Origin of the sequence: Ralstonia sp. NFACC01 (assembly GCF_900115545.1) — a bacterium.
Classification (GTDB): domain Bacteria; phylum Pseudomonadota; class Gammaproteobacteria; order Burkholderiales; family Burkholderiaceae; genus Ralstonia; species Ralstonia mojiangensis.
The window spans coordinates 155,853-175,665 of record NZ_FOWV01000006.1; the positions used below are offsets into that span (position 1 = coordinate 155,853).

A 19,813-nucleotide genomic window follows, 5' to 3' on the forward strand; every position below is an offset into this window, starting at 1 on the left:
CGCAACGCCCGCCCCCAGGCGCGGCGCGGTGAAGACGAAGGCGCTTGGCACCCCCGGCGGCCGGCAGGATAATGATTATTTTATTGCATCCGACTTTTTCCCCACCATGTGCCAGCTGCTGGGCATGAACTGCGCTGAACCGACCGATGTGACGTTCTCGTTCACGGGGTTCGCCGCGCGCGGTGGCGTGACCGACCACCATGCCGACGGCTTCGGCGTCGCCTTCTTCGAAGACAAGGCATGCCGCCTGTTCATCGACAACCAGTCTGCCGGTACCTCGCCGGTAGCGGAACTGGTCAAGCGCTACCCGATCAAGTCCAAGAACGTCATCTCGCACATTCGCAAGGCGACGCAGGGCACGGTGCGGCTGGAAAACTGCCACCCCTTTATGCGCGAGCTGTGGGGCAGGCACTGGATCTTTGCCCACAACGGCGACCTGAAGAACTTCTCGCCGTTCCTCTCCGGCGTCTACCAGCCCGTGGGCGATACCGACAGCGAACTCGCCTTCTGTTTCATCATGCAGGCGCTGCGCAAGCGCTTTCCGGGTTCGCAGCCGCCGCTCAACGAGCTGTTCTACGCGCTGTCTGACATCACCAAGGAAATTACCCGCTACGGCGTGTTCAATTTCCTGCTGTGTAACGGGCAGGCGCAGTTCGCGCATTGCTCGACGCGGCTGTATTACATCGTGCGGCAGTGGCCGTTCTCGACGGCGCATTTGATCGATGCCGACATGACGATCGACTTCGCCAAATACACGACGCCAGCCGACCGCGTGGCTGTCATTGCCACCGCGCCGCTCACCGACAACGAAGTCTGGACGCAGTTCGTGCCGGGCGAGCTGCTGATGTTCGAATCGGGTCAGGCCACGATGGCAACCAAGGTGCCGATTCCGGAAGCCGTGCAAATCGCCAACGCTGCCAACACCGCCTGCACCTGACGCCGCGTCGCCCACAAAAAAAAAGCCGCTCTCGAAAGAGCGGCTTTTGTTGCCGGGAACCGTCGATCAATGCGACAGGATCTTCGACAGGAACTGCTTGGCGCGGTCGGAACGAGCATCGATGTTGCCGAAAAACTCTTCCTTCTCGCAGTCTTCAACGATGCGGCCTTGGTCCATGAAGATCACGCGGTTGGCAACCTTCCGCGCGAAGCCCATTTCGTGGGTCACGCACATCATCGTCATGCCTTCCTTGGCCAGTTCCACCATCACGTCGAGCACTTCGTTGACCATTTCCGGGTCCAGCGCGGAGGTCGGCTCGTCGAACAGCATGCAGATCGGGTCCATCGACAGCGCGCGTGCGATTGCCACGCGCTGCTGCTGACCGCCCGACAGTTGGCCCGGGTACTTGGCCGCGTGCGCCTTCAGGCCCACGCGGTCCAGATACTTCAGGCCCTTGGCCATGGCTTCTTCTTTCGAGCGGCCCAGCACCTTTTGCTGTGCGATCGTCAGGTTTTCGGTAATCGACAGGTGCGGGAACAACTCGAAGTTCTGGAACACCATGCCCACGCGCGAACGCAGCTTCGGCAGGTTAGTGCTCTTGGCGCCCACCGAGGTGCCGTCGACGAGGATGTCGCCCTTCTGGAACGGCTCCAGCGCATTGACAGTCTTGATGAGCGTGGACTTGCCCGAACCCGACGGGCCGCACACCACCACCACCTCGCTCTTCTTCACGCTGGTGGTGCAGTCGGTCAGCACCTGGAACTGGCCGTACCACTTGGAAACGTTCTTGATCTCGATCATTGGGTCACCTTCTTCTGAAGTCGCTTCACCAGCACGGAGGCGCCGAAGCAGATCACGAAATAGCACAAGCCGGCAAACAGCAGCAGCTCGACGATACGGCCGTCGCGCTCACCGATGTTGTATGCCTGGGTAAAGAAGTCCGACAGCGCGCTCACATACACCAGCGACGTATCCTGGAACAGGACGATGGCCTGGGTGAGCAGCAGCGGAATCATGTTGCGGAATGCCTGCGGCAGGATCACCAGACGCATGGCCTGGCCATACGTCATGCCCATCGCGTAGGCCGCGAACATCTGTCCGCGCGACACGCTCTGGATACCGGCGCGGATGATTTCCGAGTAATACGCCGCTTCAAACAGCGCGAAAGCGACCAGCGCAGACGTCATGCGCATGTCGGTTGCCGGCGACAGATCGAAGATCCGCTGCAGCACCTGCGGCACGATCAGGAAGAACCACAGCAGCACCATCACCAGCGGGATGGACCGGAAGAGGTTCACGTACGCCTGCCCGAACCACTGCAGCGGCTTGATGCCAGAGAGGCGCATCATCGCGAGCAGCGTGCCCCAGACGATGCCGACCAGGATGGCCGTACCCGTGATCTCGAGCGAGAGAACCATCCCCTCGCCGAGCACGCGCATGTTGTCGACATTGATGGACGAGAAATCGAATTGATAAGCCATGAAGAGTCCTCGTCCGATTACTTGCCACCGATGAAGCCAGGCAACCGGGAACGTGCTTCCACCCAGCGCATCAAGCCCATTACGGTCAGGTTGATCAGCATGTACATCAGCGTCACGGCGATGAACGATTCGTACGGCTGCGCGGTGTAGTCAACCAGCTGGCGGCCCTGTGCGGCAAGCTCCAGCAAACCGATGGTCGATGCCACGGCCGAGTTCTTGAAGATGTTCAGGAACTCCGACGTGAGCGGCGGCACGATGATGCGGAACGACATCGGCAGCATCACGTAGCGGTACGTCTGCGCCAGCGTGAAGCCCATGGCCAGTCCGGCGTTGCGCTGCCCGCGCGGCAGCGAATTGATACCCGAGCGCACCTGCTCGCAGACACGCGCCGCGGTAAAGGTACCGAGACACAGCATCGCGCACAGGAACATCGCCGTATTGGGGTTCATCTGCTTGATGTAGTCGCCGCCCGGCACGAGCTCGGGCATGACGAAGTACCAGATGAAGAGCTGCACGATCAGCGGAATGTTGCGGAACAGCTCCACGTACGCTGCGGCAAGGCCCGACAGCCACTTGTTCGGCACCGTACGGAGCACGCCCAGCACGGAGCCGATGACGAGCGCGATGATCCAGGAAGACAGGCCGAGCACGACGGTGGTCTTCAACCCCGCCAGCAGCCAGTCCAGATAGGTCTGATTCTGGGCGGCTTCCGAAAAGAAGACGCCCCAGTTCCAGTGGTAATTCATGATGGTTCCCTCAAAAAGAAACGGAAGGGAGAAGACCTGTTAACCGGCCTTTGCCTTCCGTTTCGTGACGCTTGTATCAGGCCCGTTGAGGGAGCCGATCAGTCAAGAGCCTTGTCGTTCGGGTTCTTGATCAGCGCCTTCATGTCGTCCGACAGCGGGAACTCCATGTTCACGCCCTTGGGCGGAACCGGCTGCTCGAACCACTTCTTGTACTCGGCTGCGATCGAGCCATCCTTCATCATGCCGGCGATGGTCTTGTCGGCCAGGGTCTTGAACGGCTTGTCGTCCTTGCGAACCATACAGCCGTAGGCTTCGCGCGATTGCGGCTTGGCCACGACCACCCAGTCAGCCGGGTTCTTGGCCTTGGCGCGCTCGCCGTACAGCAGGGCGTCGTCCATCATGAACGCAACAGCGCGGCCCGATTCCAGCGTCAGGAACGACTGGCCGTGGTCCTTCGTGCTGATGATGTTCATGCCCATCTGCTTGTCATCATTCATCTTGCGCAGCAGGCGTTCCGACGTCGTGCCAGCGGTGGTCACAACGTTCTTGCCTTTGAGCTGTGCCCAATCGCTGATGCCCGAATCCTTCTTCACCATGATGCGCGTGCCGATGATGAAGATGGTGTTCGTGAACGATGCTTGCTTCTGGCGCTCGAGGTTGTTCGTGGTCGAACCGCACTCCAGATCGATGGTGCCGTTCTGCAGCAGCGTGATGCGGTTTTGCGAAGTGACCGGAATCTCGTTGATCTTCAGATCCTTCAGGCCGAGCTGCTTCTTCACGTCCTCAGCAATCTTGGTGGCGACGTCGTACGAATAGCCGATCGTGCGGACACCGCCGACGTTGTAGCTGAACGGAATCGACGAATCGCGCACGCCCAGCGTGATGGTGCCGGTGTCTTTGATCTTCTTGAGCGTACCAGTCAGCTCTTCTGCGTGGGCAACGCTGCCGAAGGCACCAACGGCGACACCAACGGCTGCAACCACGGTTGCCAGCTTGGCGAGGTTCATGAAAGTCTCCTTTTGACCATGAAAGAGAAAGACGGGACTGTACCAAAAAACGTTTGGCGACAGTATTGGTGTTGCCACTAAATCGTTGAATCCAACGGAGTTTTTCCTCTGGCGCGGACCCTGCCGCAACCGCGCTTTCCAAGCAACCGGATACCTTACGTTGTGCTTTTCCGAAAATCCGGAAAAGACACGCAGCACCAGACACGGCAACGCTTTGCAACATCGGCACGCATGCCAGATTGCTTGAGCGGACGACCGCCAATTGCTAAGGAAAACAAGGGGAAATAAAGCCCGCCCGATGTGCGCTCTCTGTCGCTTAACGAACCCGACTTGAGGATGGGAAGGACGACGATGATGCTATCGCCCTTCTCATGGTGCGGCGCTGCGGAACGTTATGGTTCGTCCCATGAGCACCGGCTTTCTTCAACCGTCGCGCATGGCCGCCTGATCGGCAGCAACGCGATAGACCAGAGCGGCGCCCTGTTGGAGCACCGCGCCGGTATTGACCAGCGCGTTGCCGATCAGGGGTACAGACCGCGCTCTTGGCGGGCCTGCAGAATCCGCGTACAGGCGATGATGAACGCCGCCGTACGCAGAGTAACCTTGTTGTCCTGCGCCACTTGCCAGACGCCACGGAAGGCGTCTTGCATGATCCGTACCAGGCGCTGATTGATCTCGTCTTCGGTCCAGAAGAAGCTCGAGAAATCCTGCACCCATTCGAAATAGCTGACCGTCACGCCGCCGGCGTTGGCAATCACGTCCGGGCAGACCAGGATGCCGCGGTCGCGCAGGATGTCGTCCGCCTCAGGCGTCGTGGGGCCATTTGCACCTTCCACGACAATCTTTGCCTTGATATGGGGCGCGTTCTTCGCAGTGATCTGGCCTTCCAGTGCAGCCGGAATCAGGAATTCGCAGTCCAGAGCCCAGAAATCGTCTTGCGAGACGGTCTCTGCAGCAAAGCCGGCCACGCTGCCATTGTGGTCAACGTGCTTGATGAGCGCGTCGACGTCCAGGCCGTTGCCATTGAACACGATGCCCTTGTGGTCTTGCACGGCAATGACCTTGGCGCCGGCGTCGTGGAACAGCTTGGCGGCCACGCTGCCCACATTGCCGAAGCCCTGCACCACCACGCGCGCGCCCTTGACGTCGATACCGAGGTTGCGCGCGGCTTCGCTGCCGACCACGAACACGCCGCGGCCAGTGGCTTCGCGACGGCCCAGGCTGCCGCCCAGGGCGATCGGCTTGCCGGTCACCACGCCGGTGGCCGTGGAGCCTTCATTCATGGAGTACGTGTCCATCATCCACGCCATGATCTGCGCGTTGGTGTTCACGTCCGGGGCCGGAATGTCCTTGTTCGGGCCGATGATGATGCCGATCTCGCTGGTGTAGCGGCGGGTCAGGCGTTCGAGTTCACCGGAAGACAGCTTGCGTGGGTCGACGCGGATACCGCCCTTGGCACCGCCGTACGGCACGTTCACGGCCGCGTTCTTCACCGACATCCATGCAGACAGCGCCATCACTTCCGACAGCGTCACGTCCTGGTGGAAGCGCACGCCGCCCTTGCCCGGGCCGCGCGACGTGTTGTGCTGCACGCGGTAGCCCTCGAAGTGGGCGATGCGGCCGTCGTCCATCTGGATCGGCACATCGACGATCAGCGCGCGCTTGGGGCGCTTGAGCGTTTCAACCCAACGTGCGAGCGAGCCGAGATAGGGGGTGACCCGATCGACCTGCTGCAGATAGATGCCCCACGGGCCGAGATTGTCGGCCGGCAGATAGGACGGGATGGCGTGCTGGAGTGTCGACGGAGATGCGACATTGGACATGGCTGTCTTCCTTTTTTGGGCCTTGGTAAGGCCCTTCAAGTCCCACAAAATGCCCGCCAGCTTAGGGACCGCCCAGAACGAAATCCAATGCCGTTTTTACATCGGGTTATGCATTGAACGCATAACCCCCTACCAGAATCCGAGGCGCCGTTCAGCCGGCCAACGCGCTCCATAACGTGTCGATCAGCTCGCGTTTCCGCTTGGACTGGGGGTGCCGGCGGTCGTGTGCGCCGCTTTGTGGGTGCTCACGATAGAGCCGGATTTCCATCTCGATCGACAACGTACCGCCGCCCTTGCCTTCCGCGCGCACGAGGCGTCCGGCGGCCACGTCCTCCCGCACCGCGCTCTCCGGCAGAAAGGCCACGCCATGGCCAGCCAGCGCCATCACCTTGAGCGCCTCGGCCATGTCGGTTTCGTAGCACTTGTCGAGCAACGGTGCCACGGGCGAGTTTTCCAGCAGCACATCCACCATGCGGCCCAGAAAGGCATTGGGCGTGTAGCTAAGGTAGGCGATCGGCTTGCGCGCCGTGGGAACGAGCCGATAAATCGGCCGCCCGCTTGCATCAGGCTTGGAAAACGGCGAAAGCCGCTCGGTGCCCAGCACCAGCATGTCGTAGCGCGTGGGGTCAAGCTGGATCATCTGCCGCGCGTGGTGATAAACCATCACGAGATCGCAGCCGCCCTCCACCAGCGTCATCACCGCATCGTGCACGTTGAGCGCGCGCAGCCGACATTGCAGCTTGCCGATCTTCTCTTCCACCTGCGCGAGCCAGCCAGGGAAGAACGTCAGCGAGAGCGTATGCGGCACAGCAAAGTCGATCGTCGACGCGCTGGCCGGGCGCTGGCCGCGCATCAGCGCGCGCGTCTCACTCACTTGGGCGAGCATCGCCAACGCCTGTTCGTAGAACACTTCGCCGGCGGGCGTGAGGCGTGTGGGGTAGCTTGATCGGTCGATCAGCTCGTTGCCGAGCCACGCCTCAAGCGATTGAATGCGTCGCGAAAACGCCGGCTGCGTCACGTGCCTTAATTCGGCCGAGCGCGAAAAGCTGCGCGTCTCGGCCAGGCTGATGAAGTCTTCCAGCCATTTGAGTTCCATCGCGTTGTCTCTCCCTCAACCTGCTCGGGTGTCTTCTGTTTCTTCGGCGACGCGTTCGGGCTCGCGTGCCTGCATGCGCCACATCTGCGCGTAACGGCCTTCCGCACGCAACAACGATTCATGCGTGCCGCGCTCGATGATGCGGCCGTGTTCCATCACCAGAATCTGGTGCGCACGCACGATGGTCGACAACCGATGTGCAACAACCAGCGTGGTGTGGTTCTGCGCAAGCCGCATCAGCTCTTCTTGGATGGCGTGCTCGGTGCGCGAGTCGAGTGCCGACGTCGCTTCATCAAACACAAGGATTGGCGGGCGCTTGAGCAAGGTACGTGCGATCGCCACACGCTGCTTCTCGCCGCCGGAGAGCTTCAGGCCGCGCTCGCCGACTTGCGTCTCGTAGCCATCAGGCAGCGATTCGACAAAGTGGTGGATTTGCGCCGCGCGGGCGGCTTCGATCACCTCTTCGCGGCTCGCATCGGGGCGGCCGTAGGCGATGTTGTAATAGATGCTGTCGTTGAAGAGCACCGTGTCTTGCGGAACGATGCCGATGGCGGAGCGCACGCTGGATTGCGTGACATCGCGCAGGTCCTGACCGTCGATCTGGATGGCGCCGGACTTCACGTCATAGAAGCGGAACAGCAGGCGCGCCAGCGTCGACTTGCCCGAGCCGCTCTGCCCAACGACGGCGGTGGTTGTGCCGGCCGGAATCGTGAAATCCACGTCGAACAGAATCTGGCGATTGGCCTCGTAGCTGAAGTCGACATGCGCGAAGCGCACTTCGCCCGCGTGCACCGCCAACGGTTTGGCGTCGGGCTTGTCGGCCACTTCGCGGTTGGTCTGCAGCAGGTTGAACATGCGGTCCATGTCGGTTACCGCCTGCTTCAGCTCACGGTAGATCACGCCCAGGAAGTTGAGCGGAATGTAGATCTGCAGCATCAGCGTGTTGACGAGTACAAGATCGCCCAGCGTCATGTGCCCCGCCGCCACACCCTGCGTGGCGCGATACAGAATCAGGATGAGCGCCGTGGCGACGATGAACTGTTGGCCGAAGTTCAGCACCGACAACGAGTTCTGTGAGCGGATGGCCGCGGCGCGGTAGTGCTTCAGGTTCTCGTCGTAGCGACGTGCTTCGTAGTCTTCGTTGCCAAAGTACTTGACCGTCTCGAAGTTGAGCAGCGAATCGATTGCCTTCTGGTTGGCGCGCGAATCCAGCTCGTTCATCTTGCGGCGGAAGTGCGTGCGCCAGTTCGTCACCGTCACCGTAAAGACGATGTAGCTGACCAGCGCGCAGAACGTGATGAGCGCGAACCACACGTCGTACTTCACGAAGAAATACGTGATGACAAGGCCGACTTCCACCAGCGTCGGCAGGATGCTGTACAGCGAATACGAAATGAGCGACTGGATGCCGCGCGTGCCGCGCTCGATGTCGCGGCTCATGCCACCGGTCTGGCGCTCCAAATGGAAGCGCAGCGACAGCGCATGCAGATGGCGGAACACCTGCAGTGCGAGCGTGCGCACCGAACTCTCTGTGACCTTCGCAAACAGGATTTCGCGCAGCTCCGAGAACAGCGACGTCGACAGCCGCAGCAGCCCGTAGCCGAGGATGATGCCCACCGGCACCACCAGCAGAGCGCGTGGATCGGACGGCGACACGTTCATCGAATCGATCAGCCGTTTCATGACCATCGGCACACCAAGGTTTGCCACCTTGGCCGCGATCAGGAACGACAGCGCCAGTGCCACACGCCACCTGTAGGCCATCAGATACGGCAGCAGGCTCTTGATGGTGCGCCAGTCGCCGCGGGCAGCCCCCGGCGGAGGCGGTTCGGAAGAGGCGGGAAAGCGGCGCATGTGCGGTGCAATAAAATGGCGGATTGTGTATTCTCCCACCGATCACCTGCGCGCGCCCTGGGCTCGCTGGTGGGCCCTCCCTCCGCTTCAATGCTGCCCTGCATCATCATGTCCGATACCCAAGCCACCACTGAAACCGTCACGCTGCCCGCCGACAAGCAGCCCGCCGTGCGCGTGATGCCCATGCCCTCCGACGCTAACGTCCACGGCGATGTGTTTGGCGGCTGGATCATGTCGCAGGTGGACATCGCCGGGTCGATTCCCGCCGTGGTGCGCGCCAACGGCCGCGTGGCCACAATCGCGGTCAACTCCTTCGTCTTCAAGCAGCCCGTGTACGTGGGCGATCTGGTGAGCTTCTACGCCAACGTGGTCAAGACGGGGCGCACGTCGATTACCGTGGACGTGGAGGTCTACGCGCAGCGCATGCACGCCAATGGCAGCCACGCCACCGTCAAGGTGACGGAAGCCACCCTCACCTACGTGGCCACCGACGAGACGCGCAAGCCGCGCGTGCTGCCGCCGCTCTGAACCGGCAACGCTCAACAAAAAACCCGGCCTCGCGCCGGGTTTTCTTTTGCGTATGAACGCCTCGCTCAGTTGAACTTGGAAAAGTCTGGGCGGCGCTTTTCGAAGAACGCCGTGAACGCCTCGCGCGCTTCCGGTGCGCGCAGCATCTCGCCGAACTGGTTGCCTTCGATCGACATGCGCTCCGCGATCTGCGACGTGGCACCTTCCTTCATCAAGCGCTTGGTGGCGCGCAGCGATGCGGGCGGCAACAACGTCAGCTTGCGCGCCTGCGTACGCACGAAGGCATCCAGCTCCCCGGCCGGCAGCACGCGGTTAACCAGGCCCAGTTCGCGCGCTTCGTGCGCGTCAAATGGCTCACCGAAGAGCAGCTTGTCCGCCGCGCGGTGATAGCCGGCCAGTTGCGGCAACAGCAAGCTTGATGCGGCTTCCGGGCAAAGGCCCAGCTGCGCGAATGGCATCGACAACTTGGCCGTCTCGGATGCATAGACCAAGTCGCAGTGCAGCAGCATCGTTGTGCCCACGCCGACAGCCGCGCCGCTCACCGAGGCAATCAGCGGCTTGGTCGCTGTGCTGATTGCCTTCAGGAACTGGTGCACGGGGGCGCTCTCGTCCTTTGGCGGATTCTTCATGAAGTCTTCGAGATCGTTGCCCGCCGTGAATACGCTCTCGTGGCCGGCCAGCACAATCACGCGGACGGTGTGATCAGTCTCGGCGGCCACCAGGGCATCGGCCAACGTTTGATACATCGCGGCCGTGATGGCGTTCTTGCGGTCCAGACGATCAAAGGTCAGCGTCAGGACGCCGTCTGCGGTCTCGGTACGAATCGACATGAAAACTCCAGGTAAAACCTGCGCCGCTAGATGGGCACAGGAGAGTCAGATAGATAACCGACGGAAAACGCGTTGGCCCCCACGTTCAACGCCACGGTCAGGCTCATCGGCGCGAGCAGCACTTCCACGCCGTGATCCTGTGCGGTTCGCATCAACGCTTGTACCGGCTCCATGCGGCGCACGGTGTCGAGCGAACCGGAATACGTGATCGCCACCACGGGCGTGGCCAGACGCTCCTCGGCGATCATGGTTTCGGTATGCGCAAGCAGGCGGCGAATCCCCTCGTCGGAACCGCGCACCTTGGCAATGGCTTCTGTCTCGCCTCGGTGCATATGGATGAGCGGACGCACGTTGAACGCCGTGCCCATCATGTAGCGGCTCCAGGTGATGCTCTTCTCGCCTTTCTGCTTGGCGCGCGTGTACATGTACAGCAACTCGTCGGGGACGAGGTAGACGTGCGAAGCGTCGCGCAGGCGGCTCTCGATCACATGCACGACGTCACGCACCTCCGCGCCTTCACGCAGCATGCGCGCGGCTTCGTGCACCATCAGCGCCTGGCCGGGGCCAATGGCGCCGGTGTCCACCACCGTCAACTCGAACAGGCCGGAGCGGCCGGCATCCTTGCGTGGCTTGAAACTCTTGGCGGTGGTGCCCACCACCGCGCCGGTTGCGTGGCTGTAGAAATGGCTGCGCGAACTGGCAATCGTCAGCAGCAAGGCGCGGTCGTGCTGCGTGACCACGTGCTTGAGCAGGTAGTCTTCGATCTCGCGTTCAAGCAGCGGAATCGATTCGGCATAGTGATCCTGTTTGTCGACGAGGTACTTGCGATAGAGCTGCGGCAGGGCCGCCTCATCGCGGCGGTCTTCCACAAACAATTCGCCCGCACGAATGCGGAACGGCACCACGCCCAACCCCAGCTGATCGATCATCGAGCGTGGCATGTCGCATGCCGCGTCGGTCAATACGATTGTGTCGCCGATAGCGTTGCCCATCGCGCGCCCTCCTCTTGGTGCACCGCCGGTGGCCCGGTGGTGTGTCTCCTCTGTTGCGGAATCGTGGCTCCGCTTCTATTGCGATACCGGCTTGGTGCCGGCCGCATTCTTCGGCGCGTTTGTCTGGAACGACTGCGCGCCTGCGCAACTATGCGTGGTGAGACGGGCGATTAGCAAGCAGGGGAAGGCCCTAAAAAGCTACCTGAGCCTTCCCCCTTGCGTGGGGTCACATGCGTTCGAAAATGCCTGCAGCACCCATGCCGGTGCCGACGCACATCGTCACCATGCCGTACTTCTGGTTGCGACGGCGCAGGCCGTGCACCACCGTGGCCGCACGAATGGCGCCGGTCGCACCAAGCGGGTGGCCCAGCGCAATCGCGCCGCCAAGGGGGTTGATTTTGCTGGTGTCCAGGCCCAGGTCCTGGATCACGGCCAGCGACTGCGCAGCAAACGCTTCGTTCAGTTCGATCCAGTCGATCTGATCTTGCGTCAGGCCGCCAGCCTTCAGCGCGGCAGGAATCGCTTCCTTCGGGCCGATACCCATGATTTCCGGCGGGACGCCGCGCACTGCAAACGATACGAAGCGCGCCAGCGGCACCAGGTTGAACTGCTTCAGGATCTTTTCCGACACGAGGATCAGCGCGCCCGACCCGTCCGAGGTCTGCGAGCTGTTGCCGGCGGTCACGCTGCCCTTGTTGGCGAACACGGCGCGCAGCTTGCCCAGGCCTTCAACCGACGTATCGGCACGCGGGCCTTCATCCAGCGACATCGTGCGCGTCTTGATGTCGATCGCGCCCGTGCCCAGGTTCGGGAACTTCTCGATGATCTCGATCGGGGTGATCTCGTCCTTGAACTCGCCGGCTTGCTGTGCGGCCAGTGCCTTCTGGTGCGAAGCCAGTGAGAAGGCATCCTGCGCCTCGCGCGAAATCTTCCACTGCTGGGCGACCTTCTCGGCCGTCAAGCCCATGCCATAGGCGATGCCGACGTTCTCGTCACGCGTGAAGATCTCGGGCGACATCGACGGCGAGTTGCCCATCATCGGCACCATGCTCATCGATTCCACACCGGCGGCGATCATCACGTCGGATTCGCCCACGCGGATGCGGTCGGCAGCCATCGCCACGGCGGTCAGTCCCGAGGCGCAGAAACGGTTGACGGTCACGCCGCCCACGGTGTTGGGCAGGCCGGCCAGCAGCGCGCCGATACGCGCCACGTTCAGGCCCTGCTGCGCTTCGGGGATCGCGCAGCCGACGATGGCGTCTTCGATCAGCGCCGGGTCCAGGTTCGGCACCTGGGCGACGGCGCTCTTGAGGATGGTCGCCAGCAGGTCGTCCGGGCGCAGGTTCTTGAGCGTGCCCTTGGGTGCCTTGCCGATCGGGGAACGCGTCGCGGCGACGATGTAGGCGTCTTGCAGTTGCTTGGTCATGATGAAACTCCTGTTTCTCTGTCGTCGCGGCAATTAGTTACGCACCGGCTTGCCGGTCTGCAGCATGCCCATGATGCGTTCCTGGGTCTTGGAGCTGCCCAGCAGATCCACGAAGGCCTTGCGCTCCAGCGCCAGCAGCCATTCTTCGTCCACCAGCGCGCCGGCTTCGACATCACCGCCGCACACGGCTTCAGCGATGCGCGAGGCGATCGTGAAGTCGTGCTGCGAGATAAAGCCGCCATCACGCATGTTCACCAGCGAAGCCTTGATCGTGGCGATGCCCGAACGGCCCGCCACCGGAATGCCCACCGGACGCAGCGGTGCGCGGTAGCCAGAATCGGACAGCGCACGCACTTCGTTGCGTGCAACGTGCAGCAATTCATGCACATTGAAGACGATGGTGTCGGTCGGCTGCAGGTAGCCGATCTTCTGCGCGTCCAGCGCAGACGACGACACCTTGGCCATGGCCGCCGCCTGGAAGCGGTTGGTCAGGAACTGCAGGATGTTGGTGCTGCCTGCTGCCTGTGCAGCCTTGGCTGCCGCCAGAGCCGCCTCCTTCAGGCCACCACCTGCCGGCACGAGGCCCACGCCCACTTCCACCAGACCGATGTACGTTTCCAGCGCAGCCACACGCTTGGCCGAGTGCAGCAGCAGCTCGCAGCCGCCACCCAGTGCGATGCCCGACGCAGCGGACACAACCGGCACGCCGGCGTACTTCACGCGCATCATGCCGTCCTGGAACTTCTTGACGAACGGCTCGATGCCCTTGGCGCCGCCCATCATGAAAGCCGGCATGGCTTCTTCCAGGTTTGCACCGGCCGAGAACGGACCACCCGGTGCGCCCAGCTTGAGCGATGTAGGCTGCCACACCACCAGACCCTTGTAGCCAGCTTCCGCCAGATCAACCGCGCGCGTCAGACCGTCGATGACGCTCGGTCCGATCGTGTTCATCTTGCTCTTGAACGAGACGATCAGCACGTCGTCCTGGCCGGCCGCGTCGTCCACCCAGATGCGCACGGCATCGGTCTCTTCGATCGTCTTGCCATATGTGAGCGGGTTCACCGCGGTCGCACCCTTGATCGGTGCACGGAACACCTGGCGGCCGTACACCGGCAGCGTGCTGCGTTGCAGGAACGTGCCCTGCTTGGCCGACCACGAACCCTGTGCTGAATGCACACCGCCGTTGTCCGCGACCGGACCGGAGAACACCCACTGCGGCAGCACCGCGTTCGACAACGCCTTGCCGGCTTCGATATCTTCCTTCACCCACTCGGCGACTTGCTTCCAGCCGGCCTCTTGCCAGTCTTCAAACGGGCCGCTGTTCCAGCCGAAGCCCCAGCGGATCGCCAGATCAACTTCCGCAGCGGAATCCGCAATCTGCTCCAGATACACAGCGATGTAATGGAACACGTCGCGGAAGACGGCCCACAGAAATTGCGCCTGCGGGTTGGTCGATTCGCGCAGCAGCTTCAGGCGCTCGGCGGGCTCCTTCTTCAGGATGCGCACGACGATGTCATCCGCCTTCTTGCCACTCGGGCCGTACTGGCCGCTTTGCGGGTCCAGCACCTTGATTTCCTTGCCTTCTTTCTTGTAGAAACCGGCGCCTGCCTTCTGGCCCAGGGCACCCGCTTCCACCAGCTTGGCCAGCACGGGCGGCGTGGCGTAGACCGGGGCGAACGGATCGTCCTTCAGGTTGTCCTGCATCGTCTTGATGACGTGCGCCATGGTGTCCAGACCCACCACGTCGGCCGTGCGGAACGTCGCCGACTTGGCGCGGCCCAGCTTCGAGCCCGTCAGGTCGTCCACCACGTCAAACGGAATGCCGTACTTGGCCGATTCCGCAAACACGGCCAGGATCGAGAAGATGCCGACGCGGTTGGCGATGAAGTTGGGCGTGTCCTTCGCGCGCACCACGCCTTTGCCGAGCGCGGAGGTCAGGAACGTTTCCAGCTTGTCGAGGATGTCGCCGCGCGTGTGCGCGGTCGGGATCAGCTCGACCAGATGCATGTACCGCGGCGGGTTGAAGAAGTGCACGCCGCAGAAGCGCGACTTCAGCTCGGCATCAAAGCCGTCTGACAGTTCGGTAATCGACAGGCCCGAGGTGTTCGATGCGAAGATCGCGTGCGGAGCAATGTGCGGCGCGACCTTCTTGTACAGGTCATGCTTCCAGTCCATGCGTTCGGCAATGGCCTCGATGACGAGGTCGCAGTCGCGCAGGCGCTCGATGTCGTCTTCGTAGTTGGCAGCCTGGATCAGGTTCGCGTCGTCCTTGATGCCCAGCGGCGCCGGCGACAGCTTCTTCAGGTTTTCAATGGCCTTGAGCACGATGCCGTTCTTCGGGCCTTCCTTGGCCGGAAGATCGAACAGCGTGACGGGAACCTTGGCGTTGACCAAGTGCGCGGCGATCTGCGCGCCCATCACGCCGGCGCCCAGCACAGCAACACGCCGGACGAGGAAGTTGGAGCGCTGGCCGGCCTGCGGCTGCGCGCTGGTGGAGAGTTCAGTGCGGGTCATGGTGTCCTCGCGGGGAGAGAGGAAGAGACGAGGGGGCGACGCTTGCACACGTCGCCCCAAGAGAATGCGGCTGTTTAGAACAGATCCGCTTCGAGTGCCATCAGCGTCGCGCCGCCGGCACGTGCCATGCGGATCTGCGAAGCCGTTTCGGGCAGCAGCTTGGCGAAGTAGAAGCGCGCCGTTGCCAGCTTGACCTTGTAGAAGGTGTCGCCGCTGTCTTGCTTTTCCAGAGCGATCTTGGCCATGCGGGCCCAGAAGTACGAGAACACCAGGTGACCGACCACGCGCAGGTACGGCACAGCGGCGGCGCCCACTTCGTCCGGGTTGGCCATGGCCTTCATGCCGATTTCCATGGTCAGCTTCTGAACCTTGTCACCAATGTCGGCCAGCGGATTGATGAACTCCTGCATGGCTTCGTTGGTGCCTTCGGCTTCCACAAAGTCCTGGACCAGCTTGCCGAACTTCTTCATCTTGGCGCCCATGTCGCCGAGGATCTTGCGGCCCAGCAGGTCCAGCGACTGCACGGTGTTCGTGCCTTCGTAGATCATGTTGATGCGGGCATCGCGCACGTACTGCTCCATGCCCCACTCGGCGATGTAGCCATGGCCACCGAACACCTGCATGCCTTCGTTGGTGGAGATGAATGCGTTGTCGCTCAGGAAGGCCTTGGCGATCGGCGTCAGCAGCGCGACCAGATCAGCCGCGTCCTTGCGCACGGACTCGTCTTCGTGCGACAGCTCGCGGTCGATCTGCAGGGCGATCCAGTAGCTGAATGCGCGGCCGCCTTCGGCAAAGGCACGCTGCGTCAGCAACATGCGGCGCACATCCGGGTGCACGATGATCGGATCAGCCGGCTTGTCCGGCGCCTTCGGGCCCGACAGACTGCGCATCTGCAGGCGTTCCTTGGCGTAGGCCGCCGAGTTCTGGTAAGCGACTTCGGTCAGGCCCAGGCTCTGCATGCCGACACCCAGGCGGGCGGCGTTCATCATCACGAACATGGCGTTCAGGCCCTTGTTCGGCTCGCCGACCATCCAACCGCGTGCGCCGTCCAGATTGATCACACAGGTGGCGTTGCCGTGGATGCCCATCTTGTGTTCGATGGAGCCGCACTTCACGCCGTTGCGCTCGCCCGGGTTGCCGTTGGCATCGGGAATGAACTTCGGCACCACGAACAGCGAGATGCCCTTCGTGCCGCCCGGCGCGTCCGGCAGGCGTGCCAGCACAAGGTGGATGATGTTTTCGGCCAAGTCGTGCTCGCCCGCCGAGATGAAAATCTTCGTGCCGGTGATGGCGTACGAGCCATCGGCCAGCGGCTCAGCCTTGGTGCGCAGGATGCCGAGGTCGGTGCCGCAATGTGGCTCGGTCAGGCACATCGTGCCGGTCCACACGCCCGACACCAGCTTGGGCAGATAGCGCTGCTTGAGTTCGTCCGTGCCGTGTGCGTGCAGGGCTTCGTACGCGCCGTGCGACAGCCCCGGATACATCGTCCACGCCTGGTTGGCCGAGTTCAGCATCTCGTACAGCGCGTTGTTGATCAGGATGGGCAGACCCTGGCCACCGTACTCGGGATCGCAGCCGAGTGAGGGCCAGCCAGCCTCGACGTACTGCTGATACGCTTCCTTGAAACCCTTGGGAGCCGTCACCACGCCGTCGCCGTGGTAGGTGCAGCCTTCGCGATCGCCGGACTGATTAAGCGGGAAGATGACTTCGGAGCAGAACTTGCCGGCTTCCTCGATCACCTGATTGATGGTGTCTGCATCGATCTCCGCGTGCTGCGGCATTTGCTTCAGGTGGTCCTCCACGCCGAGAAGCTCGTGGAGAACAAACTGCATGTCACGCAGCGGTGCGGTGTATTGACCCATCTTGCAACTCCTTGGTGTGTACTGCGCGACCGCTAGGTGTGCGATGCCGCGTCAGGTTCGGTAAGACTGAATGAGTTTGTTAAGCGCCACCATGGCCAGTTCGGCACTGTTCGGCAACCGCAGGAAACGCGCATCGTGATGCAGACCCAGCTCCAGGCTGTACATCTCGAAGAGCATCAATTGCGGGTCCGCTTCTGCACGCAGGTGGCCTTCTTCCTTTGCCTGTGCGATCGCGCGAGCCAAGGCTGCACGCCAGATCGTCACGCTCTTGACGAGTTCGTCGCGCACCGGGCTTTCGGCACGATCGTCGTACTCCACCGCGCCGCTGATGTAGATGCAGCCCGTGGTCACTTCCTGAATGCGACGCTCCATCCAGCGTCGCACCATGCTCCACAGGCGCGGCAGACCGCGCGGTTCCGTCAAGCTCGGGTAGAAGACTTCCTGCTCGAACCGTTTGTGATACTCGCGAACCACTTCCACCTGCAGATCCTCACGCGAGCCGAAGTGTGCGAACACCCCGCTCTTGCTCATCTGCATGCGCTCCGCGAGCACACCGATCGTCAATCCTTCCAGTCCGTCGCGCGAAGCCAATTCCAGCGCGGCATCGAGAATCGCTGCACGCGTCAGTTCGCCCTTGCGCATCGGCGTGGCTGCTGCGTGATTTGATTCGAGACGAGCGGTCGGGTGACGCATGATGATTTCTCTCCGTTCTTTTCTGGGGCGTGACACGCGAGAAAATTGGCTTCTTGCAGGGCGCCTTTCGCGTGCCGGGCAGGACTGTAAACCAGCCTGCGCGAACACTCTAGCCCAAAATCGAACGGTCGTTCAATTATTTACAGGGGCACTTGGAGCGGCAAGTGTTTTATTAGAAAGCGGCGTCTAAATGGCGGCCCCGATTTGCAACCTTCCGCGGTGCAGCGCGAATCCCACAAACCCTTTATATGAAAGGCTTTTCAGGGTGTGCGCCGCACCTATAAAACGGGTGCGCCACAGCATAGCGGATGGATTTTCTAGTGCTACCCATCAGTAAATAAACAGCCCGTAAATCAGACCGGCGTGATGCCTGAGCACATGGCACCACGGCGGAAGATGCGGGCGTCCATTTCACGCAGGTCGGCTGCCACGGCAACCTCTGCGGCACACTGGTCCAGTACATCGCGCTGCAGGTCGATACCAGGAGCGATTTCAGTCAGCGTGAGGCGCCGTGCGCCGTGGCCATCGTCACGCATTTCGAAGACAGCGCGCTCGGTCACGTAGCGCACGGGAATGCCCGATTGCGCCGCATACTCACCGTTGAAGGTCAGATGGGACACGGCCGGCACGATCTTCTTGAGCCGCCCTTCGCGCACGATGCGCAGCTTGCCGTCTTCGGCTTCGACCTGCAGGCCGCCAGCGGTGAGCGTGCCCATGAACACGACCGAGCGTGCGCTCTGCGTGATGTTGATGAAGCCGCCGACGCCCGCGACGACGGTGTCGCCACCCTCGCCAAACAGGCTGACGTTGACGTTGCCGGCGCCGTCCAGTTCTGCCAGGCCGAGGATGGCGAGATCGATGCCGCCACCTTCGTAGAAGTCGAACTGCGCTGGCTGGTCCACCACGGTTTCAGGATAGGCCGAGGCGCCGAAGCTGAGGCCATCTGCCGGCGTGCCGCCAATCGGGCCTGCCTCCACGGTAAGAGTGAAGCCGCGCGCGCCTTCTTGCTCAGCCAGGGCGCCGACGGCCGCGGGCATGCCCACGCCGAGGTTCACGACCCGCGGCTGCTGCGCGATCAGTTCCAGCACGGCGCGGCGCTGCACCAGCGTGCGGGCGTCGAGCGCTCCGTGCTGATTCGCCTCCAGCGCCTCGCTCGATTCGATGACGTCTTGCTTGAGCTGGATCGCCTCGCCTTGCCAGGGGCGAATGTAGGTCGGGTTGAACGCCTCGCCGAAGGTCATCTGGTGTTCGGCTTCATCGTCGGCAACGACCACGTAATCGACGAGGATGCCCGGCACGTGGATCGCCTGCAGGTTGTCGTGCCGATCGACGAGCCGACGCACTTGCGCGATGACGATGCCACCCGAGTTGCGTGCGGCCTGCGCCATGGCCAGCAGTTCGTGATGAAAGGCTTCTTCGTGCGTGCTGATATTGCCGCGCGGGTCGGCGGACGTGCCGCGCAGGAAGACGCAGTGCAGCGGAAAACTGGGGTAGAAGAGATAGTCTTCGCCGCGAAAGCGTTCGTACTCGACCCACGAGGCCGTGCCTGCAGCGCGCGCCGCCTTGGCGCGGGCATTGATGGCGCCACCGTGGTAACGCGCGTCAAGCTCCGTGCGCGGGTCGACGAACGTGTGCAGCCCCATCTTGGTCAGCACGCCCGGCTTGCCACCCGCGATAGCGCGGTACAGATGCGTGAGCACGCCTTGGGGCAGGTTGAACGCATCGCATTGCTCGGCAAGCGCCAGGTCCGCCAGCCGCGTGGCGGAGCGCCAATGCCCGCCGACCACACAGCGCGTCATCCCGGGATTGCCGAAGTGGTTGACGCCGCGCGTGGCGCGATCGCCCTGGCCGGCGGAATAGACCAGCGTGAGATCGCGCGGCTCGCCGGTGGCCAGAAAGCGGCGCTCCAGCGCATGCGTGACGGCCTCTGCATGGCCCGCGCCGACAAACCCCGCGCATGCGACCGTCCACTCCGGCTGTACCAACCGGGCGGCCTCATCGGCTGTGATGACTTGCATGCCTCC

16 protein-coding genes are annotated in these 19,813 nt (G+C 62.5%); 2 read left to right on the forward strand and 14 right to left on the reverse strand.

Features of this window, described 5'->3' with window-relative positions; all coding sequences use genetic code 11:
• Positions 1 to 106: 106 nt before the first annotated feature.
• Positions 107 to 937: a class II glutamine amidotransferase gene (locus BM136_RS16800; protein ID WP_024976643.1), complete on the forward strand. Its 831-nt coding sequence runs from the start codon at positions 107 to 109 to the stop codon at positions 935 to 937.
• A 66-nt stretch (positions 938 to 1,003) separates the two neighbouring features.
• Here the strand turns inward: BM136_RS16800 and BM136_RS16805 are convergent, their stop codons facing one another.
• The 7 genes from BM136_RS16805 to BM136_RS16835 all read right to left on the reverse strand — a co-directional run bounded on the left by BM136_RS16805 (position 1,004) and on the right by BM136_RS16835 (position 8,944).
• Positions 1,004 to 1,738 carry an amino acid ABC transporter ATP-binding protein gene (locus tag BM136_RS16805; protein ID WP_092973274.1) on the reverse strand — a complete coding sequence of 245 codons (735 nt, stop codon included), beginning with the start codon at positions 1,736 to 1,738 and terminating at the stop codon, positions 1,004 to 1,006.
• On the reverse strand, positions 1,735 to 2,418 hold the full coding sequence (gltK, locus tag BM136_RS16810) for a glutamate/aspartate ABC transporter permease GltK (protein ID WP_092973276.1): 684 nt from the start codon (positions 2,416 to 2,418) through the stop codon (positions 1,735 to 1,737). Before gltK ends, BM136_RS16805 begins: the two co-directional genes overlap by 4 nt.
• Positions 2,419 to 2,435: 17 nt before the next feature.
• A complete protein-coding gene (locus BM136_RS16815) occupies positions 2,436 to 3,164 on the reverse strand; it encodes an amino acid ABC transporter permease (RefSeq protein ID WP_092973278.1) in 729 nt (242 codons plus the stop codon).
• 98 nt (positions 3,165 to 3,262) lie between these two features.
• Positions 3,263 to 4,171 (reverse strand): glutamate/aspartate ABC transporter substrate-binding protein, encoded by a 909-nt coding sequence (locus BM136_RS16820; RefSeq protein WP_092973280.1) that lies wholly within the window; start codon positions 4,169 to 4,171, stop codon positions 3,263 to 3,265.
• A gap of 521 nt (positions 4,172 to 4,692) precedes the next feature.
• Entirely contained in the window at positions 4,693 to 5,994 is a 1,302-nt protein-coding gene (locus BM136_RS16825) for a Glu/Leu/Phe/Val family dehydrogenase (RefSeq protein ID WP_092973282.1), read from the reverse strand.
• Between the two features lie 151 nt (positions 5,995 to 6,145).
• Positions 6,146 to 7,090 (reverse strand): LysR substrate-binding domain-containing protein, encoded by a 945-nt coding sequence (locus tag BM136_RS16830; RefSeq protein WP_004633215.1) that lies wholly within the window; start codon positions 7,088 to 7,090, stop codon positions 6,146 to 6,148.
• 15 nt (positions 7,091 to 7,105) lie between these two features.
• Positions 7,106 to 8,944, reverse strand: coding sequence for an ABCB family ABC transporter ATP-binding protein/permease (locus BM136_RS16835; protein ID WP_092973284.1), 1,839 nt, complete (start codon positions 8,942 to 8,944; stop codon positions 7,106 to 7,108).
• Between the two features lie 90 nt (positions 8,945 to 9,034).
• Here BM136_RS16835 and BM136_RS16840 point away from each other — a divergent pair, with 90 nt between their 5' ends.
• Positions 9,035 to 9,472, forward strand: coding sequence for an acyl-CoA thioesterase (locus BM136_RS16840; protein ID WP_092973286.1), 438 nt, complete (start codon positions 9,035 to 9,037; stop codon positions 9,470 to 9,472).
• A 65-nt stretch (positions 9,473 to 9,537) separates the two neighbouring features.
• Here the strand turns inward: BM136_RS16840 and BM136_RS16845 are convergent, their stop codons facing one another.
• From BM136_RS16845 to BM136_RS16875, 7 genes are all read right to left on the reverse strand, one after another.
• Positions 9,538 to 10,302 (reverse strand): enoyl-CoA hydratase, encoded by a 765-nt coding sequence (locus BM136_RS16845; RefSeq protein ID WP_092973288.1) that lies wholly within the window; start codon positions 10,300 to 10,302, stop codon positions 9,538 to 9,540.
• Between the two features lie 26 nt (positions 10,303 to 10,328).
• Complete coding sequence (locus tag BM136_RS16850) at positions 10,329 to 11,294, reverse strand: DegV family protein (protein WP_092973290.1); 966 nt, start codon at positions 11,292 to 11,294, stop codon at positions 10,329 to 10,331.
• 226 nt (positions 11,295 to 11,520) lie between these two features.
• On the reverse strand, positions 11,521 to 12,720 hold the full coding sequence (locus tag BM136_RS16855) for an acetyl-CoA C-acyltransferase (protein ID WP_092973292.1): 1,200 nt from the start codon (positions 12,718 to 12,720) through the stop codon (positions 11,521 to 11,523).
• 33 nt (positions 12,721 to 12,753) lie between these two features.
• The gene (locus BM136_RS16860) at positions 12,754 to 15,234 is read right to left on the reverse strand and encodes a 3-hydroxyacyl-CoA dehydrogenase/enoyl-CoA hydratase family protein (RefSeq protein WP_092973294.1); all 2,481 of its coding nucleotides are present in this window, start codon (positions 15,232 to 15,234) and stop codon (positions 12,754 to 12,756) included.
• 74 nt (positions 15,235 to 15,308) lie between these two features.
• A complete protein-coding gene (locus tag BM136_RS16865) occupies positions 15,309 to 17,096 on the reverse strand; it encodes an acyl-CoA dehydrogenase C-terminal domain-containing protein (protein WP_024976653.1) in 1,788 nt (595 codons plus the stop codon).
• A 51-nt stretch (positions 17,097 to 17,147) separates the two neighbouring features.
• Positions 17,148 to 17,738: a TetR/AcrR family transcriptional regulator gene (locus BM136_RS16870; RefSeq protein WP_021196492.1), complete on the reverse strand. Its 591-nt coding sequence runs from the start codon at positions 17,736 to 17,738 to the stop codon at positions 17,148 to 17,150.
• Between the two features lie 404 nt (positions 17,739 to 18,142).
• Positions 18,143 to 19,807, reverse strand: coding sequence for an acyl CoA:acetate/3-ketoacid CoA transferase (locus BM136_RS16875; protein ID WP_092973296.1), 1,665 nt, complete (start codon positions 19,805 to 19,807; stop codon positions 18,143 to 18,145).
• Positions 19,808 to 19,813: the final 6 nt, after the last annotated feature.